Source organism: Pseudomonas sp. TE3895, from assembly GCF_056278855.1.
The window spans coordinates 3678474-3702874 of the sequence record NZ_JBWBQE010000001.1; the positions used below are offsets into that span (position 1 = coordinate 3678474).

The 24401-nt window shown below is 62.0% G+C and carries 19 protein-coding genes; 10 read left to right on the forward strand and 9 right to left on the reverse strand.

Annotated features, from left to right (window positions below; translation table 11 throughout):
• Positions 1-58: 58 nt before the first annotated feature.
• From ACZ889_RS16550 to icmH, 5 genes are read right to left on the reverse strand one after another with little or no spacing between them, the layout of a single operon-like run.
• A complete protein-coding gene (locus ACZ889_RS16550) occupies positions 59-1195 on the reverse strand; it encodes a DUF6708 domain-containing protein (RefSeq protein WP_100774674.1) in 1137 nt (378 codons plus the stop codon).
• Complete coding sequence (locus ACZ889_RS16555) at positions 1195-3855, reverse strand: T6SS effector BTH_I2691 family protein (RefSeq protein ID WP_476257578.1); 2661 nt, start codon at positions 3853-3855, stop codon at positions 1195-1197. The genes ACZ889_RS16550 and ACZ889_RS16555 overlap by 1 nt, the downstream gene beginning before the upstream one ends.
• Before the next feature lie 14 nt (positions 3856-3869).
• Positions 3870-4748: a DUF4123 domain-containing protein gene (locus ACZ889_RS16560; RefSeq protein ID WP_476257579.1), complete on the reverse strand. Its 879-nt coding sequence runs from the start codon at positions 4746-4748 to the stop codon at positions 3870-3872.
• Positions 4748-6925, reverse strand: coding sequence for a type VI secretion system Vgr family protein (locus tag ACZ889_RS16565; RefSeq protein WP_476257580.1), 2178 nt, complete (start codon positions 6923-6925; stop codon positions 4748-4750). The genes ACZ889_RS16560 and ACZ889_RS16565 overlap by 1 nt, the downstream gene beginning before the upstream one ends.
• A 13-nt stretch (positions 6926-6938) precedes the next feature.
• Positions 6939-7787: a type IVB secretion system protein IcmH/DotU gene (gene icmH / locus ACZ889_RS16570; protein ID WP_476257581.1), complete on the reverse strand. Its 849-nt coding sequence runs from the start codon at positions 7785-7787 to the stop codon at positions 6939-6941.
• Between the two features lie 349 nt (positions 7788-8136).
• Between icmH and ACZ889_RS16575 the strand changes: the two genes are divergently transcribed.
• From ACZ889_RS16575 to ACZ889_RS16610, 8 genes are all read left to right on the forward strand, one after another.
• Positions 8137-8877, forward strand: coding sequence for a gluconate 2-dehydrogenase subunit 3 family protein (locus tag ACZ889_RS16575; RefSeq protein WP_180688162.1), 741 nt, complete (start codon positions 8137-8139; stop codon positions 8875-8877).
• Positions 8878-8880: 3 nt separating this feature from the next.
• Positions 8881-10665 (forward strand): GMC family oxidoreductase, encoded by a 1785-nt coding sequence (locus ACZ889_RS16580; RefSeq protein ID WP_019437539.1) that lies wholly within the window; start codon positions 8881-8883, stop codon positions 10663-10665.
• Positions 10666-10677: 12 nt separating this feature from the next.
• Positions 10678-11925, forward strand: coding sequence for a c-type cytochrome (locus ACZ889_RS16585; RefSeq protein WP_476257582.1), 1248 nt, complete (start codon positions 10678-10680; stop codon positions 11923-11925).
• 266 nt (positions 11926-12191) lie between these two features.
• The gene (ptxS, locus tag ACZ889_RS16590) at positions 12192-13211 is read left to right on the forward strand and encodes a transcriptional regulator PtxS (RefSeq protein WP_179052502.1); all 1020 of its coding nucleotides are present in this window, start codon (positions 12192-12194) and stop codon (positions 13209-13211) included.
• Between the two features lie 64 nt (positions 13212-13275).
• Positions 13276-14055: a sugar phosphate isomerase/epimerase family protein gene (locus ACZ889_RS16595; RefSeq protein ID WP_180688160.1), complete on the forward strand. Its 780-nt coding sequence runs from the start codon at positions 13276-13278 to the stop codon at positions 14053-14055.
• The gene (locus ACZ889_RS16600) at positions 14048-14998 is read left to right on the forward strand and encodes a sugar kinase (protein WP_476257583.1); all 951 of its coding nucleotides are present in this window, start codon (positions 14048-14050) and stop codon (positions 14996-14998) included. The genes ACZ889_RS16595 and ACZ889_RS16600 overlap by 8 nt, the downstream gene beginning before the upstream one ends.
• A 55-nt stretch (positions 14999-15053) precedes the next feature.
• A complete protein-coding gene (locus ACZ889_RS16605; RefSeq protein ID WP_010954250.1) occupies positions 15054-16346 on the forward strand; it encodes an MFS transporter in 1293 nt (430 codons plus the stop codon).
• A gap of 10 nt (positions 16347-16356) precedes the next feature.
• Positions 16357-17319, forward strand: a complete 963-nt coding sequence (locus ACZ889_RS16610) for a 2-hydroxyacid dehydrogenase (RefSeq protein ID WP_476257584.1) — start codon at positions 16357-16359, stop codon at positions 17317-17319.
• A gap of 41 nt (positions 17320-17360) precedes the next feature.
• Here the strand turns inward: ACZ889_RS16610 and ACZ889_RS16615 are convergent, their stop codons facing one another.
• The 3 genes from ACZ889_RS16615 to bamA form a co-directional block, all read right to left on the reverse strand.
• Positions 17361-18326 carry an endonuclease gene (locus ACZ889_RS16615; protein ID WP_108078029.1) on the reverse strand — a complete coding sequence of 322 codons (966 nt, stop codon included), beginning with the start codon at positions 18324-18326 and terminating at the stop codon, positions 17361-17363.
• Between the two features lie 14 nt (positions 18327-18340).
• On the reverse strand, positions 18341-18724 hold the full coding sequence (locus ACZ889_RS16620) for a hypothetical protein (RefSeq protein WP_108078028.1): 384 nt from the start codon (positions 18722-18724) through the stop codon (positions 18341-18343).
• Positions 18725-18854: 130 nt separating this feature from the next.
• Positions 18855-21218, reverse strand: a complete 2364-nt coding sequence (bamA, locus tag ACZ889_RS16625; protein ID WP_180688158.1) for an outer membrane protein assembly factor BamA — start codon at positions 21216-21218, stop codon at positions 18855-18857.
• Positions 21219-21415: 197 nt separating this feature from the next.
• Between bamA and ACZ889_RS16630 the strand changes: the two genes are divergently transcribed.
• Positions 21416-22117 carry a response regulator transcription factor gene (locus tag ACZ889_RS16630; protein WP_004374934.1) on the forward strand — a complete coding sequence of 234 codons (702 nt, stop codon included), beginning with the start codon at positions 21416-21418 and terminating at the stop codon, positions 22115-22117.
• Entirely contained in the window at positions 22114-23376 is a 1263-nt protein-coding gene (locus ACZ889_RS16635; RefSeq protein ID WP_012052222.1) for a HAMP domain-containing sensor histidine kinase, read from the forward strand. Before ACZ889_RS16630 ends, ACZ889_RS16635 begins: the two co-directional genes overlap by 4 nt.
• On the opposite strand, the gene ACZ889_RS16640 is transcribed toward ACZ889_RS16635, so the two are convergent.
• Complete coding sequence (locus ACZ889_RS16640; RefSeq protein ID WP_476257585.1) at positions 23369-24364, reverse strand: aldo/keto reductase; 996 nt, start codon at positions 24362-24364, stop codon at positions 23369-23371. The two genes, ACZ889_RS16635 and ACZ889_RS16640, sit on opposite strands and share 8 nt — an antisense overlap.
• Positions 24365-24401: the final 37 nt, after the last annotated feature.

Sequence of the window (24401 nt, forward strand, 5' to 3'; positions counted from 1 at the left end):
ACAAGCGTTCGCTGACCACCCAGCGGGTACGCTCCATCTGCAAGGATGATGTATGGCATCAATTGATCTCCTTGGGCCTTCTGGGCGTGCGCGGTTTGCGTGGCTTTTTCTCCGGCCGCTTGCCGGGCTTGAGCTGCCAGCGGTCGGCGTTGGCGAGCAGGCGTGCCTGGATTGCGGGTGGGTAGTCGCTCAGTGTTGTCACGGGTGGGACTGGCTTGCCGGGCAGGCCGGCCTCGCGGATGACCTTCGGCCAGCGCGGTCGCCAGCACAGCAGCAGGCTGAGCCAGTGGCCGGTGCCGATGATGACGAACGCGGGCCAGACAAACAGCAGCGCAACTTTGAACAGCCAGCTGCTTTTGCGGAAGAAACGCCCAAGGCCTTCGAACTGGGCGCTGAATGCCTGGATGGGTGAGGGTAGCTGGGTGCTCAGGCGGGGGCGGGGGACGGCGTGTGGGCCTTCTTCCATGTAGCGGCGGATGAATTCCCACTCATCACGCAGTTCGCTGCCGCCTTGGCCTTGTTTGCCGAGCAGGGCCATTTCCATGTGTGGGAGGCCGGTGCGGCTGGGGTGCCAGACAAGACCGAGTCGCATGCCCACGCTGAGTGGGTCATCTTCTGGGTCGATGGCTGTACTTCCTGTTGTTTTCCATGGGAAGGTTACGATGCCGCCGCAGTAGCCGGGGCGGTGGAGGTGGACCTGTTGAGTTTTTCGATTGAATCGAATGAGCAGATGGCGGCTGGTTAGCATTTCCAGCCTTGAAAGTCTGAATCCATATTTTGCATATATATAATAGGCGGCACCCCCTAGCAAGATCATGTAAGTGCTAAATAAAACTGAAAATACGGAAAGAAACTCAGGCTGGGTTGCATTTATATAGATTGAGCCAAGGGTTATGTTTAGCCATGAGTAGGTCATTGGTCCCAAGCTGCCCAAGGTCATTAAGGTGATGATACCGCGCTTCTCTTCCGAGCCACCGCATCGCATCTCTAGGAAATTTTCATTGAAGGAATAAACAGGGCCGCGTGCACGAGGGTTTTCGCTTACCTTCCGAAAATGGACTTCCTCTTCTAGGTCACCCTCGTAAAAGTCACGCATTGCGCGATTTTCTGCTGGCGTCATTTCGGCTACGTACGCCTTGCGCGCAGCTTCGGACTCGATTGCCATCCGCCAGAAACCCCATTCGATTAGATACACTATAAGACCTCGCTGAAAGCGGAATGAAGCTCCTTTAATTCTTCATGTTCTTCATAAGGCTTAGCTGTTTTTCTGATTCGGAAACAGCAGCGCCTACACCACTTCTCCAATGCATCATCTTCAAGGAGGTAAATTGCGATCGTCAGGACGAGCCCTATCCAGAAAGCTCCGACTACCAATCGTGCGAGCAGAAGGCGCGCAGCTTGGGTTCCTAATTTTTTTGCAAGCTCACCCATAGAGGATGCCAACATTCTTGCAAATTTAGTCTTGGCGTTATGGGATAGATAATCAAAAAAAGGCTTCGCTATGGCAATGGCAGTTCCCAGTTCGCCTATAGATAACGTCAATGTTGCCATCGCGCGCGTGTGGTAGGCTCCGGCCAATGTCCATGATTTTGTTGAAGCGCTTGTTGCTTTGAAGTTTTCCGCTCCGTCAGCGAAGTCCCACCACGCCAAGACGAATCCTCCCGTACCAGCTAACGCAGCTCCCCACAGCTTCAACCTACCCAAGGTTGCCGCAGCCCCTCTGCCGGTCACACTTTTCGCGCCATATCGGGTTGCCACCTGATCCACATAGCTGGCGCCAACTTCAAAGCCCGCCGCTGCCGTGGTCATCGCGGCTGCCAGGAGTTCGGTCTTCACTCGCGCATCACTGTCGGGCAGCTCCCGCGCCTTGAACGCCATCAGCATGCCTTCCAGCAGGCAGACCAGACCGGCGGCACGCACTTTATAGAAGTCACTCTTCTGACCGTCCGCCTGCATTAAACCTTCAGCCCAGGCCTGATCCAGATAGCGCGCAATCTGGCCACCACTGCGTAGTGAATTAACCGGTTGCCCGCTACGTGCAGCTTCACTCAGGCGTACGTCGACAGCTGTTTCATGTACCGAAGCAAACAACGCCAGGCGCAGTCCATGGTGCAATGCTCGGTCTGCACTGTTCGGGGCTCCGCTACGCAGCACCTGTCGCCCAAGCGCGACGAACCATCCATACAAGCCGATGCTGGCGCTGTTGTTCCGCTTCTGCAATTCCTCGTACAGCGCGTTCATACGCCCGAAGGCATTCGCTGCCGCATGTGCTCGCTTGGCAAGGCCTTCGGCCAGCGTGTAGTTGAATTCCGAGGGCGGTTCGGCCTTGGCGGCCTCAATCAGTGCCGCCAGCTCTTCCCGGATGTCGTCCTGGTTGTAGCTGATGCCGCGCATCGCCAGGTTACTCCGGTCCGCCACGTCACTGCGCCACCAGTGGTCCAGCACTTTCGTGCCCCATTCACTCAACTCCATGCCGATCACGCACTGGCCGGTCTGTTCGGCAAAGGCCAGGCCGCTGATCAGGTCGGCGTTGTCGTAGCGGTCCAGCGCCTGCAACAACCGTTCGCTGACCACCCAGCGGGCATGGTCGTTGGCGCGGTCTTCGGCGGCTTGCTGGGCGTGTTGCATGGCCTGCTCGAAACCGTCGAGCTGATCATGCATGGCCTGGCGGTCGACCAGGTGGCCGTATTTCTGGTCGAACCGCTTGCGGAACTCGCCGGCATCCTGACGGGCCTGGACTTTGCTGCGGACCTCGCGCTCGAACTGCGCCAGGTGGGGCTTCATGCGTTCATCATGGGCATCTGCCTGTTGATTGGCCCGTTCGGAGAACAAGTAGATCTCGGGATGCAGGTGGGGCTGGTTGCGGACTTTTTCGGCCATGACTTCGCGCTTGACGATCTGCTCGGCCACCATCTGCGGGTAGAGTTTTTCGATTTCCAGGAACGACTGCGCGACCAGCAGCTTGCGTTCGTTGTCCACCCCGGGTTCCACAGTGCGCGCCAGCCACTGGGTCTTCACATCCTCGACAGCGGCGTTGCGCCAGGCGTTGAGCTCCTGGGTGATCCCGATGGCGTCTTCGATGACGATGGCGGCGCCACGGGGTTTGCTGTGGTTCACCAGCGGTGCCAGCGCTTGGCGTGATGCGTGCGGCGAGACGATCTGGTCGTTGTTGAACGGCTGCAGGTCCAGCAGTGCCTGCAGGTCTGCATCGTTTTGGGCCTTGAAGTCGGCCACCCAGTTCAGTTGGTCATGCTTGAGGACGTGGGGCTGTGGCGGGGCGTCGGAAGGCTGGATGAAGCGGGCGATATCGATCGTGGGCAGGCTGCTGCGGTATTCGTCGTCGAGCAGGCGGTAGTTGTCGAGCATGCGCGGGGTCAGCGGGGAAGGGCTGAACAATGGGCGCAGCTCCTGGATGTCATCCAGGTCGTAGAGGGTGATGGTCCAGCCGAAACCGCGAAGGATCTCATCCAGATTGCCGGCGCTGGGGGCAGGCGCCCAGGGGGCGTCGCTGCTGATGTACAGCAGCGAGCCATTGGGCGCCACGCGGTACTGGCTGTGCCATTCGTAGGCCGGTGCGCTATGGCGCTTGATCAGCAGGTAGAGAAAGCCCTCACGCAAAGGGCGGATGGCGTAGCTGGAGTGGGTCAGCTCGCCGACATCCTGGAACGGGCTGAGATAGCCCGGCAATTTGGGCAGGCGGGCACGTTGTGCCGGGTTGCCGCCGACGGCGGCGTAGCGCAGGGGCAGCAGTTCGAAGCGGCGGGTACAGTCGGCGACGGGGCTGTTGCGCAGGGCCGGGCGGTAGCCGGAGGTGATGCGCCTGCACAGTTCGAGGGTTTCGTTGAGTGAGTCCATGGTTGTGTTGTGCCTCAGTCCTTGGTGCGCAGGCAGCGCTGCACGTTGTCCATCAGGGATGTCTGCTGCTCGCGCGTGGCGGCAATCGCCTCCTGCCAGGCTGGCGAGCTACTGAGCTGTTCGCCACCGCGAGCCAGCATCAGCACATAGCTGATAAGGTCTTCTTCACGTCCCAGGCCTTGCGCGCGCGCCTGATCCAGATAGTGCTGAATCAAGCCAACCCGTGTGCCGTGGCAGGCAGCGTGCAAGGTCGGGCAGGACTGTTCGCTCTTGAGCAACTCGGCAAGTTGATAGCTCAGCGGGTCACCCGCCAGTTCGGCCCAACACGCTTCGTTCAACGTGATTGGCGGACAGTGCGTGGATTGAGGCTGATCACCCCCGGATATCTGCATCCACAACCGTTTGCTCGGGTGCGCCACGGGTGCCCACCAGTGATGGATGGGGGCCAGCCATTCGCTTACCCCAGGCAGCTCACGGTGCCTATCCAGCACTAGCAGAGCCGCGGCGGTGTGGAAGCGCAACAGGTACGAGTGGCCGTCCGTGCCCGTGACGATGTTGGCGTGGCTCAAGTGTCCGGCGAGCCGGGCAGCGGGAAGCGCGCTGACTATCCAGCCGCACACGGCGCCAGCAGCACCTTGTTCAAGTTGCCATTGGAAGTCGTACTGGGCCGAGACATCGGAACCGAGGCGTGAACCGAACAACCAAGGGCCTGCTGTCCGCAGGTTGCTGAACTGGGCTTGCTGCAGCAGTGGCCAGCAGCGGCCCGTGTAGTGCCCGGTCAGTTGTTCCTGCACCTTAGGTGTCAAGTTGGCCATTTCCACGATGGCGCTGAGGCGATAGTGATCGGATGCCCGCAGCACATCGACCATTGCTCTGACAAATGGGCTGGGCATCAGCTTGCTCCTTCCATGCGAATGATGGTGTGGCCGTCGGCTATCGCTTTGAGCAGGCAGCTGAGGCAAATGGGCTCGCCCGGCGCTGGTACGCCAGACGTTGAAGTGACGCGATTGCTACCCGTAGCCTGCTGGCTGACAGGCCCTTTGAAGGCCAGCGCCAGGCCGTCCAGCGTGATACCGGCGCCGTCGACTCTCAAAAGCCCTGCGGGGCTGCGGATCGTCAGGCTTTCGCTGACCTGGATGTCATAAACCTTGGTGGTGTGCCGGATGGCTTCGCCCGTTTGCAACGTGCTGTGACCGGCAACGACCTGTTCGAGGTGGCCGCCGATTTCTACTGTGTGGTTTGCCTTGGTGATGTCCTGCCGGTGGTTCCCTACCTGTTCGATTCGATCCTTGCCTGTGGTGATCCTGTGGTTGCGGCCGATGCTCAGGCTGTCGTCGTTGCCGATTTCGTGTACCCGGTTCTGGCCGATGCCAACAGATTCGTCACGGGCGATGTCTTCGCGACGGTCCTGACCGATCGAAATCGTCTCGTCTCGTTCGACGCGTTCGGTACGGTCGTTACCCACGCGTGTGGTTTCGTCGTGCTTGACGATGTTGTTCTGGTCCCGCTCGGCATGAATGAACACCTCCTGCCGACCCAGTTCATCCTCGAAGCGCAGCTCGTTGAAGCCTTCGCCTTTATGGGTCTGGCTCTTGATGGTCATGCGCGTCTTGTGCTCGGGCAGGTCATAGGGCGGCAACTGGTTACCGCAATAGGTGCGCCCGGTGATCATCGGCTGGTCCGGGTCGGCGTTGACGTACTGGATGATCACATCCTGGCCGATGCGCGGGATGGCCATCGAACCCCAGCTGCCCCCCGCCCAACCTTGCGACACGCGCACCCAGCAGGAGCTGAACTCGTTGTTTTCGCTTTCCCGGTCCCAAGGAAAGCTCACTTTCACGCGGCCCCATTGGTCGCAATAGATTTCCTCGCCCTTGGGCCCGACCACCGTCGCCATGTGCGGGCCGTCAATGCGTGGCTTGGGCAGGGGGGCCGGGCGCCATTCGGCCCTGCCGGGAACCAGCAATGCGTCCTGTTTGTAGCGGGTGCCTTGCTGCGAGCCGGCGGCCTCTTCCTGCAGGCTGGTGAACTGGGTGCCTTCGTGATGCACGCTGACCGTGCGCCAGTGCACGTTGAGGTCTTCACGCGGGTGCTCGATGAGGGTGAAGCTCAGCCCCGGCTGCAGGCGCACATCGTCGCCTTCCACTTCGGCAATGCGTGCATCATGGCGCAGGGCCGTGAGGCGGGTGGCAGTGAACGGAACCCCGACCGCATCACGCTTGTATCGGCCGGGGTAGTCGAAGCGCTCATAGTTCAGCGATTGATGGGTGTTGCTATTGTCGTACGCCTGGTGTTCCTGACGGTATTGTGGGTGAGTGAAGGTGTAGTCCCGTTGCACCTGCCGCGCTGTTCGCACCTGTTCGCTGTAACGCAAGCGCCGCAGGCAAGGCCTGGCCTGATCGCCGCCTCCAACGGATCGGTACAGCACCTGATCGGGGCCCACGTCGTCATTGTGAAACCCTTCATCCTCATCATCGGTCTTGATGGCCCCCCGGCTGATCTGGCCCAGCGCCAGCAGCCGGTCAGTGATGACCAGCAAGTGCTGTTTCGGCGTGTGTTCGAAGCGGTAGACAATGCCTTCCTCGGCGGCCAGGCGGGCCATGAAGTCGAGGTCTGTTTCACCGGCCTGCACGCAAAATTCGCGCACCTGATGCGGGTCGAGACACTTCAGCTCGTAGGCTTTCACGCCCTGGCGTTTGAGCATGATCTCGAGAATCTGCGGCACGGTTTTCTGCTGGAAGATGCGCCAGTTCGAGCGTAGCCCGGCGCGGGCCAGCATGGGCTCGACCAGTGCGCGGTAACGGGTGCGATGGAAGCCTGTTTCACCTTGGCTGAAGGTGCTGATCAGGCCGTGCACGTAGCGCAACGGGCGCTCACCCTGCCAGAGGGTGAACAGCACCGGTTTGTCGAGGAGCTGGCCGAAGTCGACATCGTCTTCGAAGCTGACCAGCTCCAGCTGCAGCCGGAACGGTGAGCTGATGGCTTCGTCCAGTTCGAACGACACCACCTCAAACTCGCTTCGGCCAACCAGCGGCTGGAAAGTGAAGCGCAGATCGGATTGGCTGGGCATGTGGCGTCCCCCGTTACTGCTGCAGAATGGCGTTGAGCGATTCGAGAACTTCGGCGGTTAGCAGGTCGAGGCGGTAGCTGTAGTAGCTGTAGGCGCAGACCATGGCGATGACCGAGATGACCAGCGGGGTCCACCAGGGCCACTGCCAGCGGCGCATACGGTGGGGGCAATGGACGACGTTGCTATAGGGGTCGCTCACTGTTTCCGGCGTGGGGCCACGCAGTTGGCGAATGACCTTGTGCATCCGGCTGATCAGTGCGCTGAGGATTTCATCGCCCTTGGGGTCAAGGGCGTATTTGCCTTGCAGGCCCAGGCAAAAGCAGAAGTACAGGAACTCCAGCACATCCTGGAATTCCTTTGGCGATTGCATGATGCGCTCGAGCAGCACGAAGATCTTTTCGCCGCCCTGGGTTTCGTCGTGGAAGATGCTCAGCAGCGGTTCGTGGCTCCAGCACGAGTTCTGGCCCCAGGGGCGGGTCATTACGGCCTCGTCCAGGTGCAGGCACAAGGCGTAGGAATAGACTTCCTGATGGACCGCGCAATAGCCGTGCTGTCGCATTTCCTCGCGGATAGTACCGATCTGCGTTTGCACGGTCTTGTGCACGAACTGGATGTTGGGCAGGTCATCCAGCGTGCGCAGGCGAATGACCAGGCCGAACAGCTGGCTTGCCGCGTCGAGCATGAGGTTGTCGTAGCCGCCGCGTAGCTGAAAGTCTGGATCGGCCGGGTAGCTGGTCAGGTCTGTTGCGTATTCAGGACCCGCGCCACCAGGAGGCCGTGGGGTTTCATTTGTGTCTTCAAGCAGGATTGGCTTTTGGTGGGCGGGCACTGGTTTGCCAGTGCGCTCGGACTCTTTGGGCATCCTTGATCCTCGTCTCTTGGCAGGTCAAACACTCGCAGTGCACCTACTTCCATGCGGCCGGGCGCAAGCATTTGCGAAAGTTTGAAGGCTAATGAGGAATCAATTTTTGAGACAGATTGAAACTTCCTAATGCGTTGTAAGAAGTTTCGCTAAAAGTTGTTTTTAAGTGTTTCTTGTCAAAAAAATGATGTTTTGTACAGGTAGGGAGGCAAAGCATGAAACCGGTTTCAAAACCTTTCTGAACGCGCTAGATTATTCGGCTGTGTCTTGATGGCCTATCAAGATCACCTCTCAATTGAAAATCAGATGGCGCTTATCAAGGCCGCCCCACAGCCGATGAGGATTCGCAATGCCTGAGCATGCCCCAGACAACCCGCGCAGGGATTTTCTGCGCAAGACCTTGACCCTGATCCCTGTCGTTACCGTGGCCAGCACGGGGCTTGGCGCTGGCGCCAGCCAGCTGCTTGCGGCCCCGCAACAGCCACCGAACGTGCCCGCCACGCCACCTGCGGGCAATTATCAACCGACATTCTTCAGCGCCGAAGAATGGGCTTTTGTACAAGCCGCCGTGTCGCGCATCATCCCGGCCGATGAGCTTGGCCCAGGGGCACTCGAAGCGGGTGCCGCCGAGTTCATCGACCGGCAGATGAATACCCCCTACGCGACCGGCGCACAGTGGTACATGCAAGGGCCGTTCAACGCCGACGCCGCGCCCGAGCTGGGCTACCAGCTGCAGCTCAGCCCGCAACAAATCTACCGCCTGGGCATCGCTGCCGTGGACGGCTGGTGCAAGGCCAATGGCGGACAGGTTTTTGCTGCGCAAGATAGCGCTACCCGGGACCGAATTCTCAGCAAGTTGGAGGCAGGAGAGCTGGTTTTCGAAACCGTTCCGGCCAAGGTGTTCTTCAGCCTGCTGGTGCAAAACACGCGTGAAGGGTTCTTCTGCGACCCGATTCATGGCGGCAACAAAGGCATGGTCGGCTGGACCCAGATCGGCTTCCCCGGCGCCCGCGCCGACTTCATGGACTGGGTCGAGCGCAATGAGCCTTACCCGTTCCCGGCTGTTTCGATCCGTGGTGAGAGGGCCTGAGGCATGGCGACGGTGTTGAACAAAGTAGATGCGGTGATCGTCGGCTTCGGCTGGGCCGGTGCGATCATGGCCAAAGAGCTGACCGAGGCCGGGCTGCACGTGGTAGCCCTGGAACGGGGGCCGATGCAGGATACCTACCCCGAAGGCAGCTACCCGCAGGTGATCGATGAGCTGACCTACAGCGTGCGCAAGAAGCTGTTCGTCGATGTATCGAAAGAAACCGTCACTGTCCGCCATAGCGTGAATGACGTGGCATTGCCCAATCGCCAACTGGGCGCATTCCTGCCGGGCAAGGGCGTGGGGGGCGCGGGCCTGCACTGGTCGGGTGTGCACTTTCGGGTCGACCCCGTCGAGTTGCGCCTGCGCAGCCACTATGAAGAGCGCTACGGGCGCACGTTCATTCCCGAAGGCATGACCATCCAGGACTTCGGCGTCAGTTACGAAGAGCTGGAGCCCTATTTTGACTTTGCCGAAAAGGTCTTTGGCACTTCAGGCCAGGCCTGGACCGTCAAAGGCCAGGTGGTCGGTGAAGGGAAGGGCGGCAACCCCTACGCGCCGGACCGTTCCAACCCGTTCCCGCTGCCCGCGCAGAAGAACGTTGTATCGGCAAGGCTGTTCGAAAAGGCTGCCACCCGCCTGGGCTACAAACCCTACAACCTGCCGTCGGCCAACACGTCGGGGCCATACACCAACCCCTACGGGGCGCAGATGGGGCCGTGCAACTTCTGCGGTTTCTGCAGCGGCTACGTGTGTTACATGTACTCCAAGGCCTCGCCCAACGTGAATATCCTGCCGGCGCTGCGCCAGGTGCCCAACTTCGAGTTGCGGCCCAATGCCCATGTGCTGCGGGTGAACCTGGACGACAGCAAGCGCAAGGCCACCGGCGTGACCTACATCGATGCCCAGGGGCGCGAGGTGGAGCAACCGGCAGAGCTGGTGATTCTGGCGGCTTTCCAGTTCAACAACGTGCGTCTGATGCTGCTTTCCGGCATTGGCAAACCTTACGATCCGGTAAAGAACGAAGGTGTGGTCGGGCGTAACTTCGCCTATCAGAACATGGGGACAGTCAAGGCGTTCTTCGACAAGGACACCTACACCAACAACTTCATCGGCGCGGGTGGCAATGGCATTGCCATCGACGATTTCAACGCCGACAACTTCGACCATGGCCCGCACGGCTTCGTCGGCGGTTCGCCAATGTGGGTGAACCAGGCCGGTAGCCGGCCGATTGCCGGTACCTCCAACCCGCCGGGGACGCCGGCCTGGGGCAGTGCCTGGAAGAAAGCCACGGCCGACTACTACACCCACCAGGTGTCGATGGACGCCCACGGCGCACACCAGTCCTACCGTGGCAATTACCTGGACCTGGACCCCACCTACCGCGATGCCTACGGTCAGCCGCTGCTGCGCATGACGTTCGACTGGCAGGAAAACGACATCAAGATGAACCAGTTCATGGTCGACAAGCTGAGCAAGATCGCCCAGGCGATGAACCCCAAGGCCATTGCCGTGCTGGGCAAGCAGGTCAAGGACCACTTCAACACCACCAGTTACCAGACCACCCACCTGAACGGCGGGGCGATCATGGGCACCGACCCCAAGACCAGTGCACTGAACCGCTACCTGCAAAGCTGGGACGTACACAACGTGTTCGTTCCGGGGGCTTCGGCGTTCCCGCAGGGGCTGGGTTACAACCCGACCGGGCTGGTGGCTGCGCTCACCTACTGGTCGGCCCGCGCCATCCGTGAGCAGTACCTGAAAAACCCCGGTCCGTTGGTCCAGGCTTGAGGAGCGATGAGCATGAAGACACTGTTGATCGCCACCCTGGTGCTGGGTGCCGGCGCGGCTGCACAGGCCGTAGCGAATGACGATGCGCAGGTACGCCTGGGCGAGTACCTGGCCCGCGCCGGTGACTGCGTGGCCTGCCATACCGCCAAAGACGGCAAGCCCTTTGCCGGTGGGTTGCCGATGGAAACGCCGATTGGCACGGTGTACTCCACCAACATCACCCCGACGGCCAGTGGCATTGGCCAGTACAGCTTCGAAGACTTCGACCAGGCCGTGCGCAGGGGTATTGGCAAAGATGGCAGTACGCTCTATCCGGCCATGCCATACCCGTCGTATGCGCGGGTCAGCGAGCAGGACATGCAGGCGCTGTACGCCTATTTCATGAAGGGCGTGGAGCCTGTCGAGCAGGCGAACAAGGCCTCTGACATTCCCTGGCCGCTGAGCATGCGCTGGCCACTGGCAATCTGGCGCGGCCTGTTCGCACCAGAGGCCAAGCCCTGGCAGGCATCGGCGACAGCTGACCCTGTGGTGAACCGCGGTGCGTACCTGGTCGAGGGCCTTGGGCATTGTGGCGCTTGTCATACGCCGCGGGCGCTGACCATGCAGGAGAAGGCCCTGAGCGCGGCCGATGGCGAGCAGTTTCTGGCCGGCAGCGCACCGCTGGAAGGCTGGATTGCCAAGAACCTGCGTGGTGATCACAAAGACGGCCTGGGCAGCTGGAGCGAAGCGCAGTTGGTGCAGTTTCTCAAGACTGGGCGCAGTGATCGCAGCGCCGTGTTCGGCGGCATGAGCGATGTGGTCGAGCACAGCATGCAGCACATGAGTGATGCCGACCTGACCGCTATCGCCCGCTACCTGAAAACCCTGCCGCCGAGTAATCCGGATGACCAGCCGCATGTTTACGACAAGCAGGTCGCGGATGCGCTATGGAAGGGTGACGACAGCAAGCCTGGGGCGGCGGTGTACATCGACAACTGCGCGGCCTGCCACCGCACCGACGGGCAGGGCTACACCCGCGTGTTCCCGGCTTTGGCCGGCAACCCGGTGGTGCAGACTGCGGATGCCACGTCGCTGATCCATGTGGTGCTCGCCGGTGGCACGGTACCGGCAACGCACACTGCGCCGTCGAACTTCACCATGCCGGCTTTCGGCTGGCGTCTGAGTGACCAGGAGGTTGCCGAGGTGGTGAATTTCATTCGCAGCAGCTGGGGGAACCAGGGCAGTGCCGTCACCGCCGGTGATGTGAAGTCGCTTCGCTGACGTGTATTTCTGCACCCTCGCCCGTAGGAGCGGGTTTACCCGCGAACACGGGCGAAGCCCGTGCCATCCCCTAACGTAATCAGATTCTAGGGTAAGCCCTGTCCAAGAGATATAAATCAATAATTATCAATGATATATGCAATATTCTTAATGCGATTTAACATTTCCTGTTTTCGTGCCCGACCAACGGCCTGTTGACGAACCCGCGCATTTTTGCTGTATTGAAACCGGTTTCATCACTATTAAAACAATCATAAGGAAAACCCATGACCGACGCGCCTGCCCATACCCGCGAACGGGTCACCATCAGCGAAGTGGCGCGTGTTGCTGGCGTTTCCAAAGCCACCGTCTCCCGTTACATCGGTGGCGACCGCCAATTGCTGGCCGAAGCCACGGCCAAGCGGCTGGAAGAGGTCATCGAACGCCTCGGCTATCGCCCCAACCAGATGGCTCGCGGCCTCAAGCGCGGCCAGACGCGACTGATCGGCATGCTGGTGGCCGATATCCTCAACCCCTATTCAGTGGCCGTGATGCACGGCGTGGAAACCGCCTGCCGTCAGCATGGTTACAGCCTGGTGGTGTGCAACACCAACCGTGACGACGAGCAGGAGCGTCACCACCTGGTGGCCCTGCAGAGTTACAACGTCGAAGGGTTGATCGTGAACACGCTTGGTCACCACCCCGGCGAACTGCTCAACCTGCAGCGTGACATCCCCATGGTGCTGGTCGACCGCCAATTGCCCGAGCTGAATGTGGACCTTGTCGGCCTGGACAATGCTGACGCAGTCGAGCAGGCCCTGGACCACCTGCAAGCCCAGGGCTACCGCGACATCCTGGCGGTCAGCGAACCCCTCGATGGCACCAGTTCACGCCTGGAGCGGGTGCAGGCATTCGGCGCGTCGATCAGCCGTCGGCCAGGCATGCGTCAGCAGGTACTGGAAATCGGCACCGGGCTGCAGGGCCAATTGGCTTCGTTTCTTGCCCACAGTGGTCATGGTCCGCAAGCCATCTTCACCTTCAACGGCGTTGCCACCTTGGCGGTGACCCGGGCGCTGCTCGAGGCCGGGCGCAACCTGGTTGCCGATGTCGGGCTGATCGCCCTCGACGACCTCGACTGGTACCCCTTGGTCGGCAAAGGCATCACCGCACTGGCCCAGCCCACCGAGCGTATCGGCGTGGCGGCATTCGAAAGCCTGCTCGGTCGCTTGCGCGGCGACAGCGGCGCAGCCCGGCGCATCGACTTCAAGGCCAACCTGATCATCCGCGGTTCAACCCAACCCCAGTAAGAAAACGGCAGGCTTGTGCCTGCTGCTGATCAAAAATGAAACCGGTTTCATAAGGACAAGAACAATGCAAGCGAACCCCGTTTCCATCAGTCTCTCCAGCTACGGTGCCGACTTTGTGCGCCAACGTGGCCAGGAGCAGTTTCTGGACCTGCTGGCAGCCGCTGGCGTCAGTCGCGTCGAATTGCGCGAAGAATTGTTCGCCAGCGCACCGGACGCAGCTGCGCTGGGTAGGGTCATTGCCGCGCTGCGCCTGGAATGCCTGTACTCCACCCCCCTTGAACTGTGGAACGCGCAAGGCGTGCCCGACCCGCTGCTGGTGCAGAAGCTGGAAATTGCCCGGGCGCTTGGCGCGGTGGCGCTGAAGGTTTCCTTGGGACACTTCGATGAGCACTGCGATGTGACGGCCCTGGCGTCGCTGCTGCCTGCGCAGGGGCCTCTGTTGCTGGTGGAAAACGATCAGACCGCACAAGGTGGCAGGATCGAACCGATGCTGCAGTTTTTCCAGCGTGTCGACCCGCTTGGGCTGCGCCTGGGCATGACGTTCGATATCGGTAACTGGCAGTGGCAGGGCGAGCCTGCGCCGCAAGCTGCAAGACAGCTAGGCCGTTGGGTGCGCTATGTGCATTGCAAGGCTGTGCAGCGCCGGGCCGATGGCCGTCTGGTTGCCATACCGCCGCAAGCAGCGGACCTGCAAGCGTGGGCAGCACTGATGGCCGAGTTCGCGCCGGGCGTGGTGCGCGCCGTCGAGTACCCCCTGGTTGGCGAAGACCTGCTGGCGCTGACCCGGGCCCAGGTGCGTCACCTTTCTGCACTGGGCGCTGCGCAGGAGCTGGACCATGCATGAACATGACGTGCTGTGTTTCGGCGAAACCATGGCCATGTTCGTCGCCGAGCAAGCCGGCGATCTGGCCGGTGTCGGCCAGTTCGGCAAACGCATCGCCGGCGCCGACAGCAACGTGGCGATCGGCCTGGCGCGGCTGGGTTTCAAGGTGCGCTGGCTGAGCCGGGTAGGTGACGATTCGCTGGGCCGTTTCGTACTCGACAGCTTGCGCTGCGAAGGCCTGGACTGTTCCGGCGTCGAGGTGGATGCCAACTACCCGACGGGTTTTCAGCTCAAGGCCCGCAGCGAGGATGGCAGCGACCCGGCAGTGGAGTACTTTCGCCGCGGTTCGGCGGCCAGCAGGCTGTCACCTGCGATGGTGAGCCCCGTTTGGCTGCAGGCTCGCCACGTGCACGCTACCGGTATTCCGCTGGCGCTGTCGGACAGCTGTCGGGCGCTGTCCCACGCGCTGTTGGACGCAATGCGCGCAGCCGGGCGCAGCATATCGTTCGACCCCAACCTGCGCCCCTCGCTGTGGCCCGATCAAAGCAGCATGGTGCGAGAAATCAATGCCCTGGCGGCCAAGGCCAACTGGGTTTTACCGGGGTTGGAGGAGGGGCGGTTGCTGACCGGTCAGCACACGCCGGCCGATATCGCCGCGTTCTACCTGGACCAAGGGGTGGAATTGGTGGTGATCAAGCTGGGCGACGCCGGCGCCTACTTCCGCAGCGCCAAGGGCGAAGGGCAGGTAGCCCCCGTGCCAGTCAGCCGCGTGGTGGACACCGTCGGTGCAGGTGATGCCTTTGCCGTCGGTGTGCTCAGCGCGCTACTGGAGGGCCGTCCGGTAGCCGAGGCGGTAGCGCGCGGCAACTGGTGCGGCAGTCGTGCCGTGCAGTCGCGGGGCGACATGGAAGGGCTGCCGCTGCGTCATGAACTGGAGGCCTACGACCTGCGCAGAAGCGCATGAGCCGACCCCGAATCACCTGTTGCAACAAAAACAACAAGCTCAGGAGAAACAAACCATGCAAAGCCAAAGCCTGGCACCTCGCCGCTGGTGGTACATCATCCCGATTGTGTTCGTCACCTACAGCCTGGCGTACCTGGACCGCGCCAACTACGGCTTCGCCGCCGCCTCCGGCATGGCCGAAGACCTGCACATCACCCCGGTGCTGTCTTCGTTGTTGGGTGCGCTGTTCTTTCTCGGTTACTTCTTCTTCCAGGTGCCCGGCGCCATCTACGCTGAAAAGCGCAGCGTGAAGAAGCTCATCTTCGTCTGCCTGATCCTGTGGGGCGGCCTTGCCACGCTTACCGGCATGGTCAGCAACGTCTACATGCTGATCGGCATCCGCTTCCTGCTCGGGGTGGTGGAGGCTGCGGTCATGCCGGCCATGCTGGTGTACCTGTGCCATTGGTTCACCCGGGCCGAGCGTTCGCGCGCCAACACCTTCCTGATGCTGGGCAACCCGGTGACCATCCTGTGGATGTCGGTGGTGTCCGGTTACCTGATCAAGCATTACGACTGGCGCTGGATGTTCATCATCGAAGGCCTGCCCGCCGTGATCTGGGCGTTCTTCTGGTGGCGCCTGGTGGATGACCGCCCGGCCCAGGTGGCTTGGCTGAGCGAGCAGGAAAAGGCCGCTCTGGCGCAGGCGCTGGCTGCCGAGCAGCAGGGTATCAAGCCTGTAAAGAACTACCGCGAAGCGTTCCGCTCGCCGCAAGTGATCATCCTGGCGCTGCAGTACTTCTGCTGGAGCATCGGCGTTTATGGCTTCGTGCTTTGGCTGCCGTCGATTCTCAAGCAGGCGGCGAACGTCGATATCGTGCAGGCCGGCTGGCTGGCCTCGGTGCCTTACCTGGCGGCAGTGCTGGCAATGGTGGGCGTGTCCTGGGCGTCCGACCGCCTGCAAAAGCGCAAGCGCTTCGTCTGGCCGCCGCTGCTGATTGCCGCGTTGGCGTTCTATGGTTCCTACGCCTTGGGCAGCGAGCATTTCTGGCTGTCGTATGCATTGCTGGTGGTTGCTGGCGCCTGCATGTACGCCCCTTATGGCCCATTCTTCGCGATCGTGCCCGAGATCCTGCCGGCCAACGTCGCAGGCGGCGCCATGGCGCTGATCAACAGCATGGGGGCGCTGGGCTCGTTTGGCGGTTCGTGGCTGGTGGGCTACCTCAATGGGGCTACGGGCGGGCCCGGGGCTTCTTATCTGTTCATGTGCGGTGCGCTGCTGACTGCAGTGGCGCTTACCGCTGCGCTCAATACTTCCCAGACCTCTGGCCGAGCAAAGCGCGATAGCTCGCGTCTGGCCATGAACCATTAGGAAATCTGCAATGAAGAAGCGAATCGTCCTGTATAAACGCCTGTCAGACGACTTGATGGCACGCCTGCAAGATCGCGTCGAGGTGACCTGGGTGGATACCACCCAGCCCGATGGCCTGGCCCGCCTGCGCGATGCGTTACCGGGGGCGCACGGGTTGCTGGGGGCCAGCCTGCGCCTAGATGCCAGCCTGCTCGACCTTGCCCCGCAACTCGAAGTGGTGTCGAGCGTTTCGGTAGGCGTGGACAACTACGACATTGCTGAACTCAGCAGGCGTGGTGTGATGCTTACCAACACGCCCGACGTGTTGACCGAAACCACGGCCGACACAGGCTTTGCCTTGATCCTGGCTACCGCCAGGCGGGTGGTGGAGCTGGCGAACTGGGTGCGTGACGGCCGCTGGCAGGCCAACCTGGGGCCGGCGCATTTTGGCAGTGATGTGCACGGCAAGACGCTAGGCATCGTCGGCATGGGCCGGATTGGCGAGGCCCTGGCCCGGCGCGCGGCCGCTGGTTTTGGCATGCGCGTGCTGTATCACAGCCAGCGTGCCAAGCCCGAGGTGGAAGCACGCTATGCCGCATGCCAGTGCAGCCTGGATGACTTGTTGCAGCAGGCAGATTTCGTTTGCCTGACGGTGCCGTTGAGCGCCAGCACCGAAGGCCTGATAGGCGCACGGGAACTCGCGTTGATGAAGCCTGAGGCAATCCTGGTGAACATCTCACGCGGGCGTGTGGTGGATGAGCAGGCGCTGATCGAAGCGCTGCGGGCCAGGCGCATCCGCGGAGCGGGGCTGGACGTGTTCGTGCACGAGCCGCTGGCGACCGACTCGCCGCTGTTGCAGCTCGATAACGTGGTAGCGACCCCGCATATTGGCTCGGCGACCGAGGAAACCCGCCAGGCCATGGCGCGTTGCGCGGTGGACAACCTGCTCAGCGCGCTGGCCGGTGAGCGGCCGGTAAACCTGGTCAACGGCTGACGCGACCCCGTTCCTACAGGGCCGGCCAGCCTTTGAAACCGTCAGCGGCAGTTACCTGCCTTGCGATACCCCGCTGCCTGCGCTTCACCTTCGTTTGCGAAGGTAACCTGGTTCTTCGCTGTAACCTGGTTGTAGCCCGGGCAGCCGACTGACAGGTGATAGACGTGGCTGTTGCGGTTGCCAAGCACGGCGCCGACCGAACCGGCGCTGGCCAGGCTTGGTTTGGCCTCTGGCTTGGCTGCGTTTACCGGCACCGCCTGTACCACGCCGCTGCCAACCGGCTTGTAGCCGGCGGTCCACTTGCGTTCGCCGCTTACGAACGGGTTGGCATGGCCCATGATCGCGGCAATGCGCCGGTCGCGTTCTTTCTCCCAGGCCGACACCGGGTGTTGCTTGTCCCAGGCCATCAGCAGCTGTTGCTGTTGGCGCGACATGTTCAGCTTGTAGCGGTCGAACATGTAGAACGTGGTGCGGGCCACCAGGCCTTTGACTTCGTCACGCGGTTCGGCGGTGCGCTGGACGAAATCGACCTTGGTGGTGCATTGGCCGTATTCGCCGGCATTGCCAGTGACCATGCCGTAGTTGAAGTTGCTGCGGTCACCGTTGACCTCACCCACGGCTGGGTAAAGGTTGAACAGGTCGGCCTCCATGGCGCGGAACACCGGGTCGTTGTCCACGCAATGCTCACGGCCTCCGTTCTTCCAGCACTGGCGCTGGTTGCCGAAGGTGTGGGCGGGCACGATGTGTTCCCACTCGGTGCGTTCGGCACGGTTCTGCTGCTTGCGTGTCTGGTAACCACACGAGGCGGCATCGATGCGCCCGCCAGACTTGCCCACCCAGGTCCATTTGCAACCGCAGTACAAGTCGCCCATGGCACTGCTGGCCTGGTCCAGGTAGACCTTCTGCTTGGCCACCACCTTGGCTTCGGTGAAGGTGGCCGGCGGGTTGGCCATGGCAGGGAGGGTAAAGGAAAATAATAAGGTTACGGCGTAAAGCAGTGATTTCATGGGGAAAACATATTTCAGGTTGGGCCGGGCATTGTAATGGTTTCCCCGGGGCTGACCAGCTCGCGGAGCCATACCAATGGTCGGCCAGGGTCGTCGCTGCCCATACGGCTGAATGTGGCTGAGTCGAGCATGTCCCGCACCTGGGTGCCCATGCGCAGCAGGTGCTCGACGAAACCGGCACCGACGTCACCGTAATCCTCCAGGGAAACCCCGCTCTGGTTGTGCTGGATTGCCAGGTGGTAATGACTGACACCATCGCCGTTGCCGCTACCGCCCAGTACCACCGTGAAGCGTGGGCCAAGCAGGGTGGCCAGGCGTTGCTGCACCAGATCGAGCAGGGCGACGGGTATTTCATTTTCGCGCAGTGATGTAGGGAAACAGGGTGTGAACGGAGGCATGAGGGTGTCCTGCTGGGCGGGGTTCGAGTGCTGGCCAGCTTAGGCAAGGTGACTGTCAACTTGGGTAAAGCGGGGGTAAAAGCGGGTAATGCTCAACCCCCGTGCTGCGCGGTTCATTTCATGAGCAGCCTCAGAAGGTCTGCCCCAACGAGAACTGGAACACCTGGGTTTCGGCGTTATCCGGCTTTTTCAATGGCGCCGCCAGGCTGAAACTCAGCGGCCCCATCGGGCTGTACCAGGTCACGCCAACCCCCAGCGACACAGCCATCTGCGCCAGGTCGACGCTGCCGCAGCCTTGGGTGGTGGACAGGTAGCAGGTGTCGGCATACACGTTGCCGGCATCGACGAACACCGAGCTGCGCAGCTGGCTCTGGTCCTTCACGAAGGGCAGTGGGAACAGGTACTCGGCTCCGCCGGTAATCAGGATATTGCCCCCCAGCACATCGGTGTCGCGGTCGGAATAGTAAGCCTGCCCAGCGCTGGAATAGGCCCCGGTAGCCGGTGTGCTGCGCGGGCCGAGGGTGCCGTCCTTGAACCCGCGTACCGAGCCCTGCCCACCGGCGGTGTAGCTTTCATAGAATGGCAAGCCGTCGGTGGAGCCATAGCCGTTGCCGTAGCCCAGGTTGGTGTGCAGGCGCAGCGTGGTGTTGCTGGTGACCGGCAGGAAAGCCTGGCCGTCGTAGTCGAGCTTGTAGAACGACAGGTCGCTGCCAGGGGTGGTAGCCATCAGCGTCAGGCTCTGCGAGTGGCCCCGGGTGGCCAGTACGCCTTTGTTGAGGGTAGATTCCGACCAACCGATCGACGCCTTGAGGTTGTTGAAGCTTTTGCCTTCGCGGGAGATGAAATCGTAGATCTCGTCAGCGCTGTAGGTGCCGGGCGAAATGTCGTCGTGCTGCAGGGTCAGGCCGTAGGTCAGGCGCGAGGTTTCGTTGATCGGGTAGCCGAAGCTGACCCCGGCGCCGTAGCTGTTGATTGCATAGTACGAAACCCCATCGTCGTAGTAATCGCTGTAGTCGGTGCTGTTGTAGAACAGGTTGTAGCCCAGGCTGACGCCGTCGGCGGTGAAGTAGGGGTCGACGAAGCCGAAGTTGTACTTGGTCTGGTATTCCGAACGGGTCAGGCCGATGGATACCTTGTTACCGGTACCGAGGAAGTTGCTCTGGCTGATCGAACCACCCAGGATCAGGCCGGCGCTCTGGGCGAAACCGACGCTGGCGGTGATCGAGCCGGAGGCCTGCTCTTCGACGCTGTAGTTGACGTCGACCTGGTCGTCGGTGCCAGGCACCTGCGGGGTCTCGACGTTGACTTCCTTGAAGAAGCCCAGGCGCTCCAGGCGGGTCTTGGACTGGTCGATCAGGTAGGTCGACGCCCAGCCGCCTTCCATCTGGCGCATTTCGCGACGCAGCACTTCGTCTTCGGTCTTGGTGTTGCCGCGATAGTTGATGCGGTTGACGTAGGCACGCTTGCCCGGGTCGACCACGAACATGATGTCGACCGTGTGGTCCTGATCGTTTGGTTGCGGCACGCCGTTGACGTTGGCGAAGGTGTAGCCTTCGTTACCCAGGCGGCGGGTGATCAGCTCGGACGTGGTGGTCATCACCTTGCGCGAGAACACCTGGCCCGGCTGCACCAGCAGCAACGACTTGACCTGGTCTTCCGGCACCTTGAGGTCACCGGACAGCTTCACGTCGCGAACGGTGTATTTCTCGCCTTCGTTGATGTTGACGGTGATGTAGACGTGCTTCTTGTCCGGCGTGATGGACACCTGGGTGGAGGCGATGTCCATGTTGATGTAGCCGCGGTCCAGGTAGTAGGAACGCAGGCGCTCCAGGTCACCGGAGAGTTTTTCACGGGCGTACTTGTCGTCGTTCTTGAAGAACGACAGCCAGTTGGTGGTCTTCAGCTCGAACAGCTGCCCCAGGGTCTCATCATCGAATACGTTGTTGCCAACGATGTTGATGTGCTGGATGGCGGCGACGGTGCCTTCGTTGATCTTGATCTTCAGCGCCACACGGTTGCGCGGCTGCGGCACCACTTCGGCGTCGACCTCGGCCGAGTAGCGGCCTTGGGCCACGTACTGGCGCTGCAGCTCGTTACGCACACCTTCGAGGGTGGCACGCTGGAAGATCTCGCCTTCGGCCAGGCCCGATTGTTTCAGGCCCTTCATCAGGTCTTCGGTGCTGATCGCCTTGTTGCCTTCAATCTCGATGCTCGACACCGACGGGCGCTCGACCACGTTGATGATCAGCACATTGCCATCGCGGCTCAACTGGATGTCCTGGAAGAACCCGGTCTTGAACAGGGAACGAGTCGAGTCCACCAGGCGGCGGTCGTCGGCCTGGTCGCCAACGTTCAGCGGCAAGGCACCGAACACACTGCCAGCGGAAACCCGCTGCAGGCCGTTGACGCGAATGTCGGCGATCCTGAACGGTGAGGCTTGGGCCAGCGTGGCTTTCAGCAGCAGGATGGAGAGCAACAGGCGCGGGTAGTTCATCGGGGTTTCCAGACAAGCGGATTCGGAGGGCAGCAAGCGCGGGCGACCCGCAAGCAGCGGGCGATGAGGATACGGGCGGGCTGTGTACGGCGCGGTTAGCCGAGGGTAAAGATGTGTAAAGTCCGACCGGCCGGCGGTGACAGTGCCGGCGCGTAGGGCGATCATTACCCCCCCTGCAATTGCGATATCTGGCCCTGATGATCCCTGTGCTGCTGGTCGACGACGACCGCGAACTGACCGAAATGCTCTCTTTGTACCTGGCGCGCGAAGGCTTCCAGGCAACGGCCGTGGACACCGGCGAAGAAGGCGAGACCCAGGCGTTGTCCGGTGACTTCCAGGTGGTGGTGCTGGACGTCATGCTGCCCGGCATTTCGGGCATCGAAGTGTTACGCCGCGTGCGCGCGCGCAGCCAGGTGCCGGTACTGCTGCTGACGGCCCGTGGCGACAACATCGACCGCATCGCCGGCCTGGAGCTGGGTGCCGACGACTATGTACCCAAGCCCAGCTCTCCTGGCGAGCTGGTGGCGCGCCTGCGGGCGATACTGCGCCGCGTGAAGCCACACCTGATGGGTGAAACCAGCGCGCCCGAGGTACCTGAACAGGTACGCAGCGGTGCATTGAAAATGTGGCCGGGGCGGCGCGAGGCACGCTGGGGCGCAGCCACGCTGGAATTGACCGGCTCCGAGTTCAGCCTGCTCGAAGCCCTGGCGCGCCAGGCCGGTCAGCTGGTCAGCAAGCAGGACCTGTCGCTCAATGCCCTGGGCCGGCCACTGACCCGTTATGACCGACGCATCGATGTGCACGTCAGCAGCATCCGGCAAAAACTTGGCCCGCGTGCCGATGGCAGCAGCTGGATACAGAGCGTGCGCGGCATGGGCTACATGCTGATCGTCGAATGATGCGCCGGCGTCTGTTCTGGAAGCTGTTCCTGGCGTTCTGGCTGGCCAACACCCTGACCTTCCTGGTGGGGGCGGGGGCCTTCATGCTCAATGAGCTGCGCGGCGATACACCCGGGCTGCGTTCGCTGCTGGCCACCGAGCTGCAATTGCTCGAACGGCATGGCGAGCGGGCCGGCCGCCAGTTGCTGGACGTGTCGCCACAGCCGCAGGATGTGCAAGTAGGCCTTTACGACGATCAAGGCCGCTTGCTGGCTGGCCAAACGGTGCACGTGGCGCGTTTCGAGCAGGCACTGCTCGACCGTGACGGCCGCCCGCTGGTGCTGCGCGCTTCGGTGGCCACCCGTGTCGGTATGGCTCCGCGCCCACGCAACCTTGGCCCGTTCGTGACTGGGGCGGTGATGAGCGCGCTGTTCGCGCTGTTGTGCAGCTTTTACCTGACCCGGCCGCTGACCTGGCTGCGCGAGGCCATGGGCCAGGTTGCCCAAGGCCGTTTCGATGTGCGGGTCAGGCCGCGGCTGGGCAAGCGCCGTGACGAAATCGTCGACCTGGCCGAGGACTGTGACCGCATGGCCGGCCAGCTCAAGGCCCTGGTGCAGGCCCAGCAGAACCTGCTGCATGATATTTCCCATGAGCTGCGCTCACCGCTTACCCGCATGCATGCCGCCATCGGCCTGATGCGCCAGCAACCCGACCGGCCCGACATGCTGGAGCGGGTCGAGCGCGAGTCGCGGCGCATGGACGACCTGATCGAGCAACTGCTGACCCTGGCCCGTGCCCAGTCCCGTCAAGGCAACAATGACTTCGCCAGCGTGGATGTGGTCGAACTGCTGGCGCAGATCGTCGAGGATGCCCGTTTCGAGGCAGGCATGAAGCAGTGCCAGGTGTCCTTGCTGGCTCAGGGCGCGTTTCTCATGCATGGCCATGAAGAGCTGCTGTACCGGGCTTTCGAGAACGTCATCCGCAATGCCGTGCGCTACACGAAGCCCGGCACGGCGGTATTGGTGGAGGCCGCACCGGCACCAGGTGGGCAATGGTTGCAGGTGTGCGTCAGCGACCATGGCCCGGGCGTCGACCCGGCGCGCCTGCAGCGCATCTTCGAACCGTTCGACCGTGGCACCGACAGCAGCGACGGCTTCGGCCTGGGGCTGGCGATCGCCCAGCGTGCCATCGCCTTGCACGGTGGCAGCATCACCGCGCTGGCCGCCGCCACAGGGGGCTTGCGGGTGCGCATCGAACTGCCGCAAGCCATTGCTACTTGAAGCCGGTGACCGCGTGGGGAACGTAAGGGGCCTGCAAGCGCGCCACCTCGTCCTCACTCAGCTGCAGTGACAGTGCGCCCAGGGCATCGTCCAGGTGGGCGGGCTTCGAGGCGCCGACGATAGGGGCGCTAACGCCGGCCCTACCCAGCACCCAGGCCAGCGCAACCTGGGCCATCGGCACCCCCCGTTCGCTGGCGATCTGCTCGACCACATCGATTACCCGGCCGTCCTCCACCTCGGTCTTTTCATAGAACGACTGCCCGGACACATCGGTGCGCGTGCGTTGGGTTTGCTGCCCATGCGGTCGTGTCAGGCGGCCGCGCGCCATCGGGCTCCAGGGCATCAGGCCGACGCCTTGATCCAGGCACAGCGGGATCATCTCTCGCTCTTCTTCGCGGTAGATCAGGTTTAGGTAGTTCTGCATCGACACGAAGCGGCTCCAGCCTTGGCTGGCGGCTACCTGCTGCGCCTTGGCGAACTGCCAGGCATACATCGACGATGCACCGATGTAGCGCGCCTTGCCGGCCTTGACCACATCATGCAGAGCTTCCATGGTTTCCTCGATGGGGGTGTGGTAGTCCCAGCGGTGGATCTGGTAAAGGTCGACGTAGTCTGTGCCCAGGCGGCTGAGGCTGGCGTCGATGTTGGCCATGATCGCCTTGCGTGACAAGCCTTGCTCATTGGGCCGGCTGGCGCCTTCCCACATGTTGGCAGGGAAGAACACCTTGGTGGCGATCACGGTTTCTTCGCGGCGGGTAAACTCCCTCAGGAGTTTGCCGAGGATGATTTCCGAGGTGCCGGCGGAATAGCTGTTGGCAGTGTCGAAGAAGTTGATGCCTTGCTCGACGGCATGGCGAATGATCGGCCGGCTGGCGTCTTCGCCCAAGGTCCAGGGATGAGTGCCGGCGTCGGGTTCACCGAAGGTCATGCAGCCCAGGCACAGCCTTGAAATGTCCAGCCCAGTGCTACCCAGCTTTACGTACTGCATCGTCGTCTCCTTCAAGGGCGTGAGTGATGGAGTTAGC

Bases quoted from the DNA above. Each gene is read 5' to 3' on its own strand.
- ACZ889_RS16555 (WP_476257578.1), bottom strand. From the start codon at position 3,855: ATGGACTCACTCAACGAAACCCTCGAACTGTGCAGGCGCATCACCTCC.
- ACZ889_RS16560 (WP_476257579.1), bottom strand. From the start codon at position 4,748: ATGCCCAGCCCATTTGTCAGAGCAATGGTCGATGTGCTGCGGGCATCC.
- ACZ889_RS16565 (WP_476257580.1), bottom strand. From the start codon at position 6,925: ATGCCCAGCCAATCCGATCTGCGCTTCACTTTCCAGCCGCTGGTTGGC.
- icmH (WP_476257581.1), bottom strand. From the start codon at position 7,787: ATGCCCAAAGAGTCCGAGCGCACTGGCAAACCAGTGCCCGCCCACCAA.
- ACZ889_RS16575 (WP_180688162.1), top strand. From the start codon at position 8,137: ATGCCTGAGCATGCCCCAGACAACCCGCGCAGGGATTTTCTGCGCAAG.
- ACZ889_RS16580 (WP_019437539.1), top strand. From the start codon at position 8,881: ATGGCGACGGTGTTGAACAAAGTAGATGCGGTGATCGTCGGCTTCGGC.
- ACZ889_RS16585 (WP_476257582.1), top strand. From the start codon at position 10,678: ATGAAGACACTGTTGATCGCCACCCTGGTGCTGGGTGCCGGCGCGGCT.
- ptxS (WP_179052502.1), top strand. From the start codon at position 12,192: ATGACCGACGCGCCTGCCCATACCCGCGAACGGGTCACCATCAGCGAA.
- ACZ889_RS16595 (WP_180688160.1), top strand. From the start codon at position 13,276: ATGCAAGCGAACCCCGTTTCCATCAGTCTCTCCAGCTACGGTGCCGAC.
- ACZ889_RS16600 (WP_476257583.1), top strand. From the start codon at position 14,048: ATGCATGAACATGACGTGCTGTGTTTCGGCGAAACCATGGCCATGTTC.
- ACZ889_RS16605 (WP_010954250.1), top strand. From the start codon at position 15,054: ATGCAAAGCCAAAGCCTGGCACCTCGCCGCTGGTGGTACATCATCCCG.
- ACZ889_RS16610 (WP_476257584.1), top strand. From the start codon at position 16,357: ATGAAGAAGCGAATCGTCCTGTATAAACGCCTGTCAGACGACTTGATG.
- ACZ889_RS16615 (WP_108078029.1), bottom strand. From the start codon at position 18,326: ATGAAATCACTGCTTTACGCCGTAACCTTATTATTTTCCTTTACCCTC.
- ACZ889_RS16620 (WP_108078028.1), bottom strand. From the start codon at position 18,724: ATGCCTCCGTTCACACCCTGTTTCCCTACATCACTGCGCGAAAATGAA.
- bamA (WP_180688158.1), bottom strand. From the start codon at position 21,218: ATGAACTACCCGCGCCTGTTGCTCTCCATCCTGCTGCTGAAAGCCACG.
- ACZ889_RS16630 (WP_004374934.1), top strand. From the start codon at position 21,416: ATGATCCCTGTGCTGCTGGTCGACGACGACCGCGAACTGACCGAAATG.
- ACZ889_RS16635 (WP_012052222.1), top strand. From the start codon at position 22,114: ATGATGCGCCGGCGTCTGTTCTGGAAGCTGTTCCTGGCGTTCTGGCTG.
- ACZ889_RS16640 (WP_476257585.1), bottom strand. From the start codon at position 24,364: ATGCAGTACGTAAAGCTGGGTAGCACTGGGCTGGACATTTCAAGGCTG.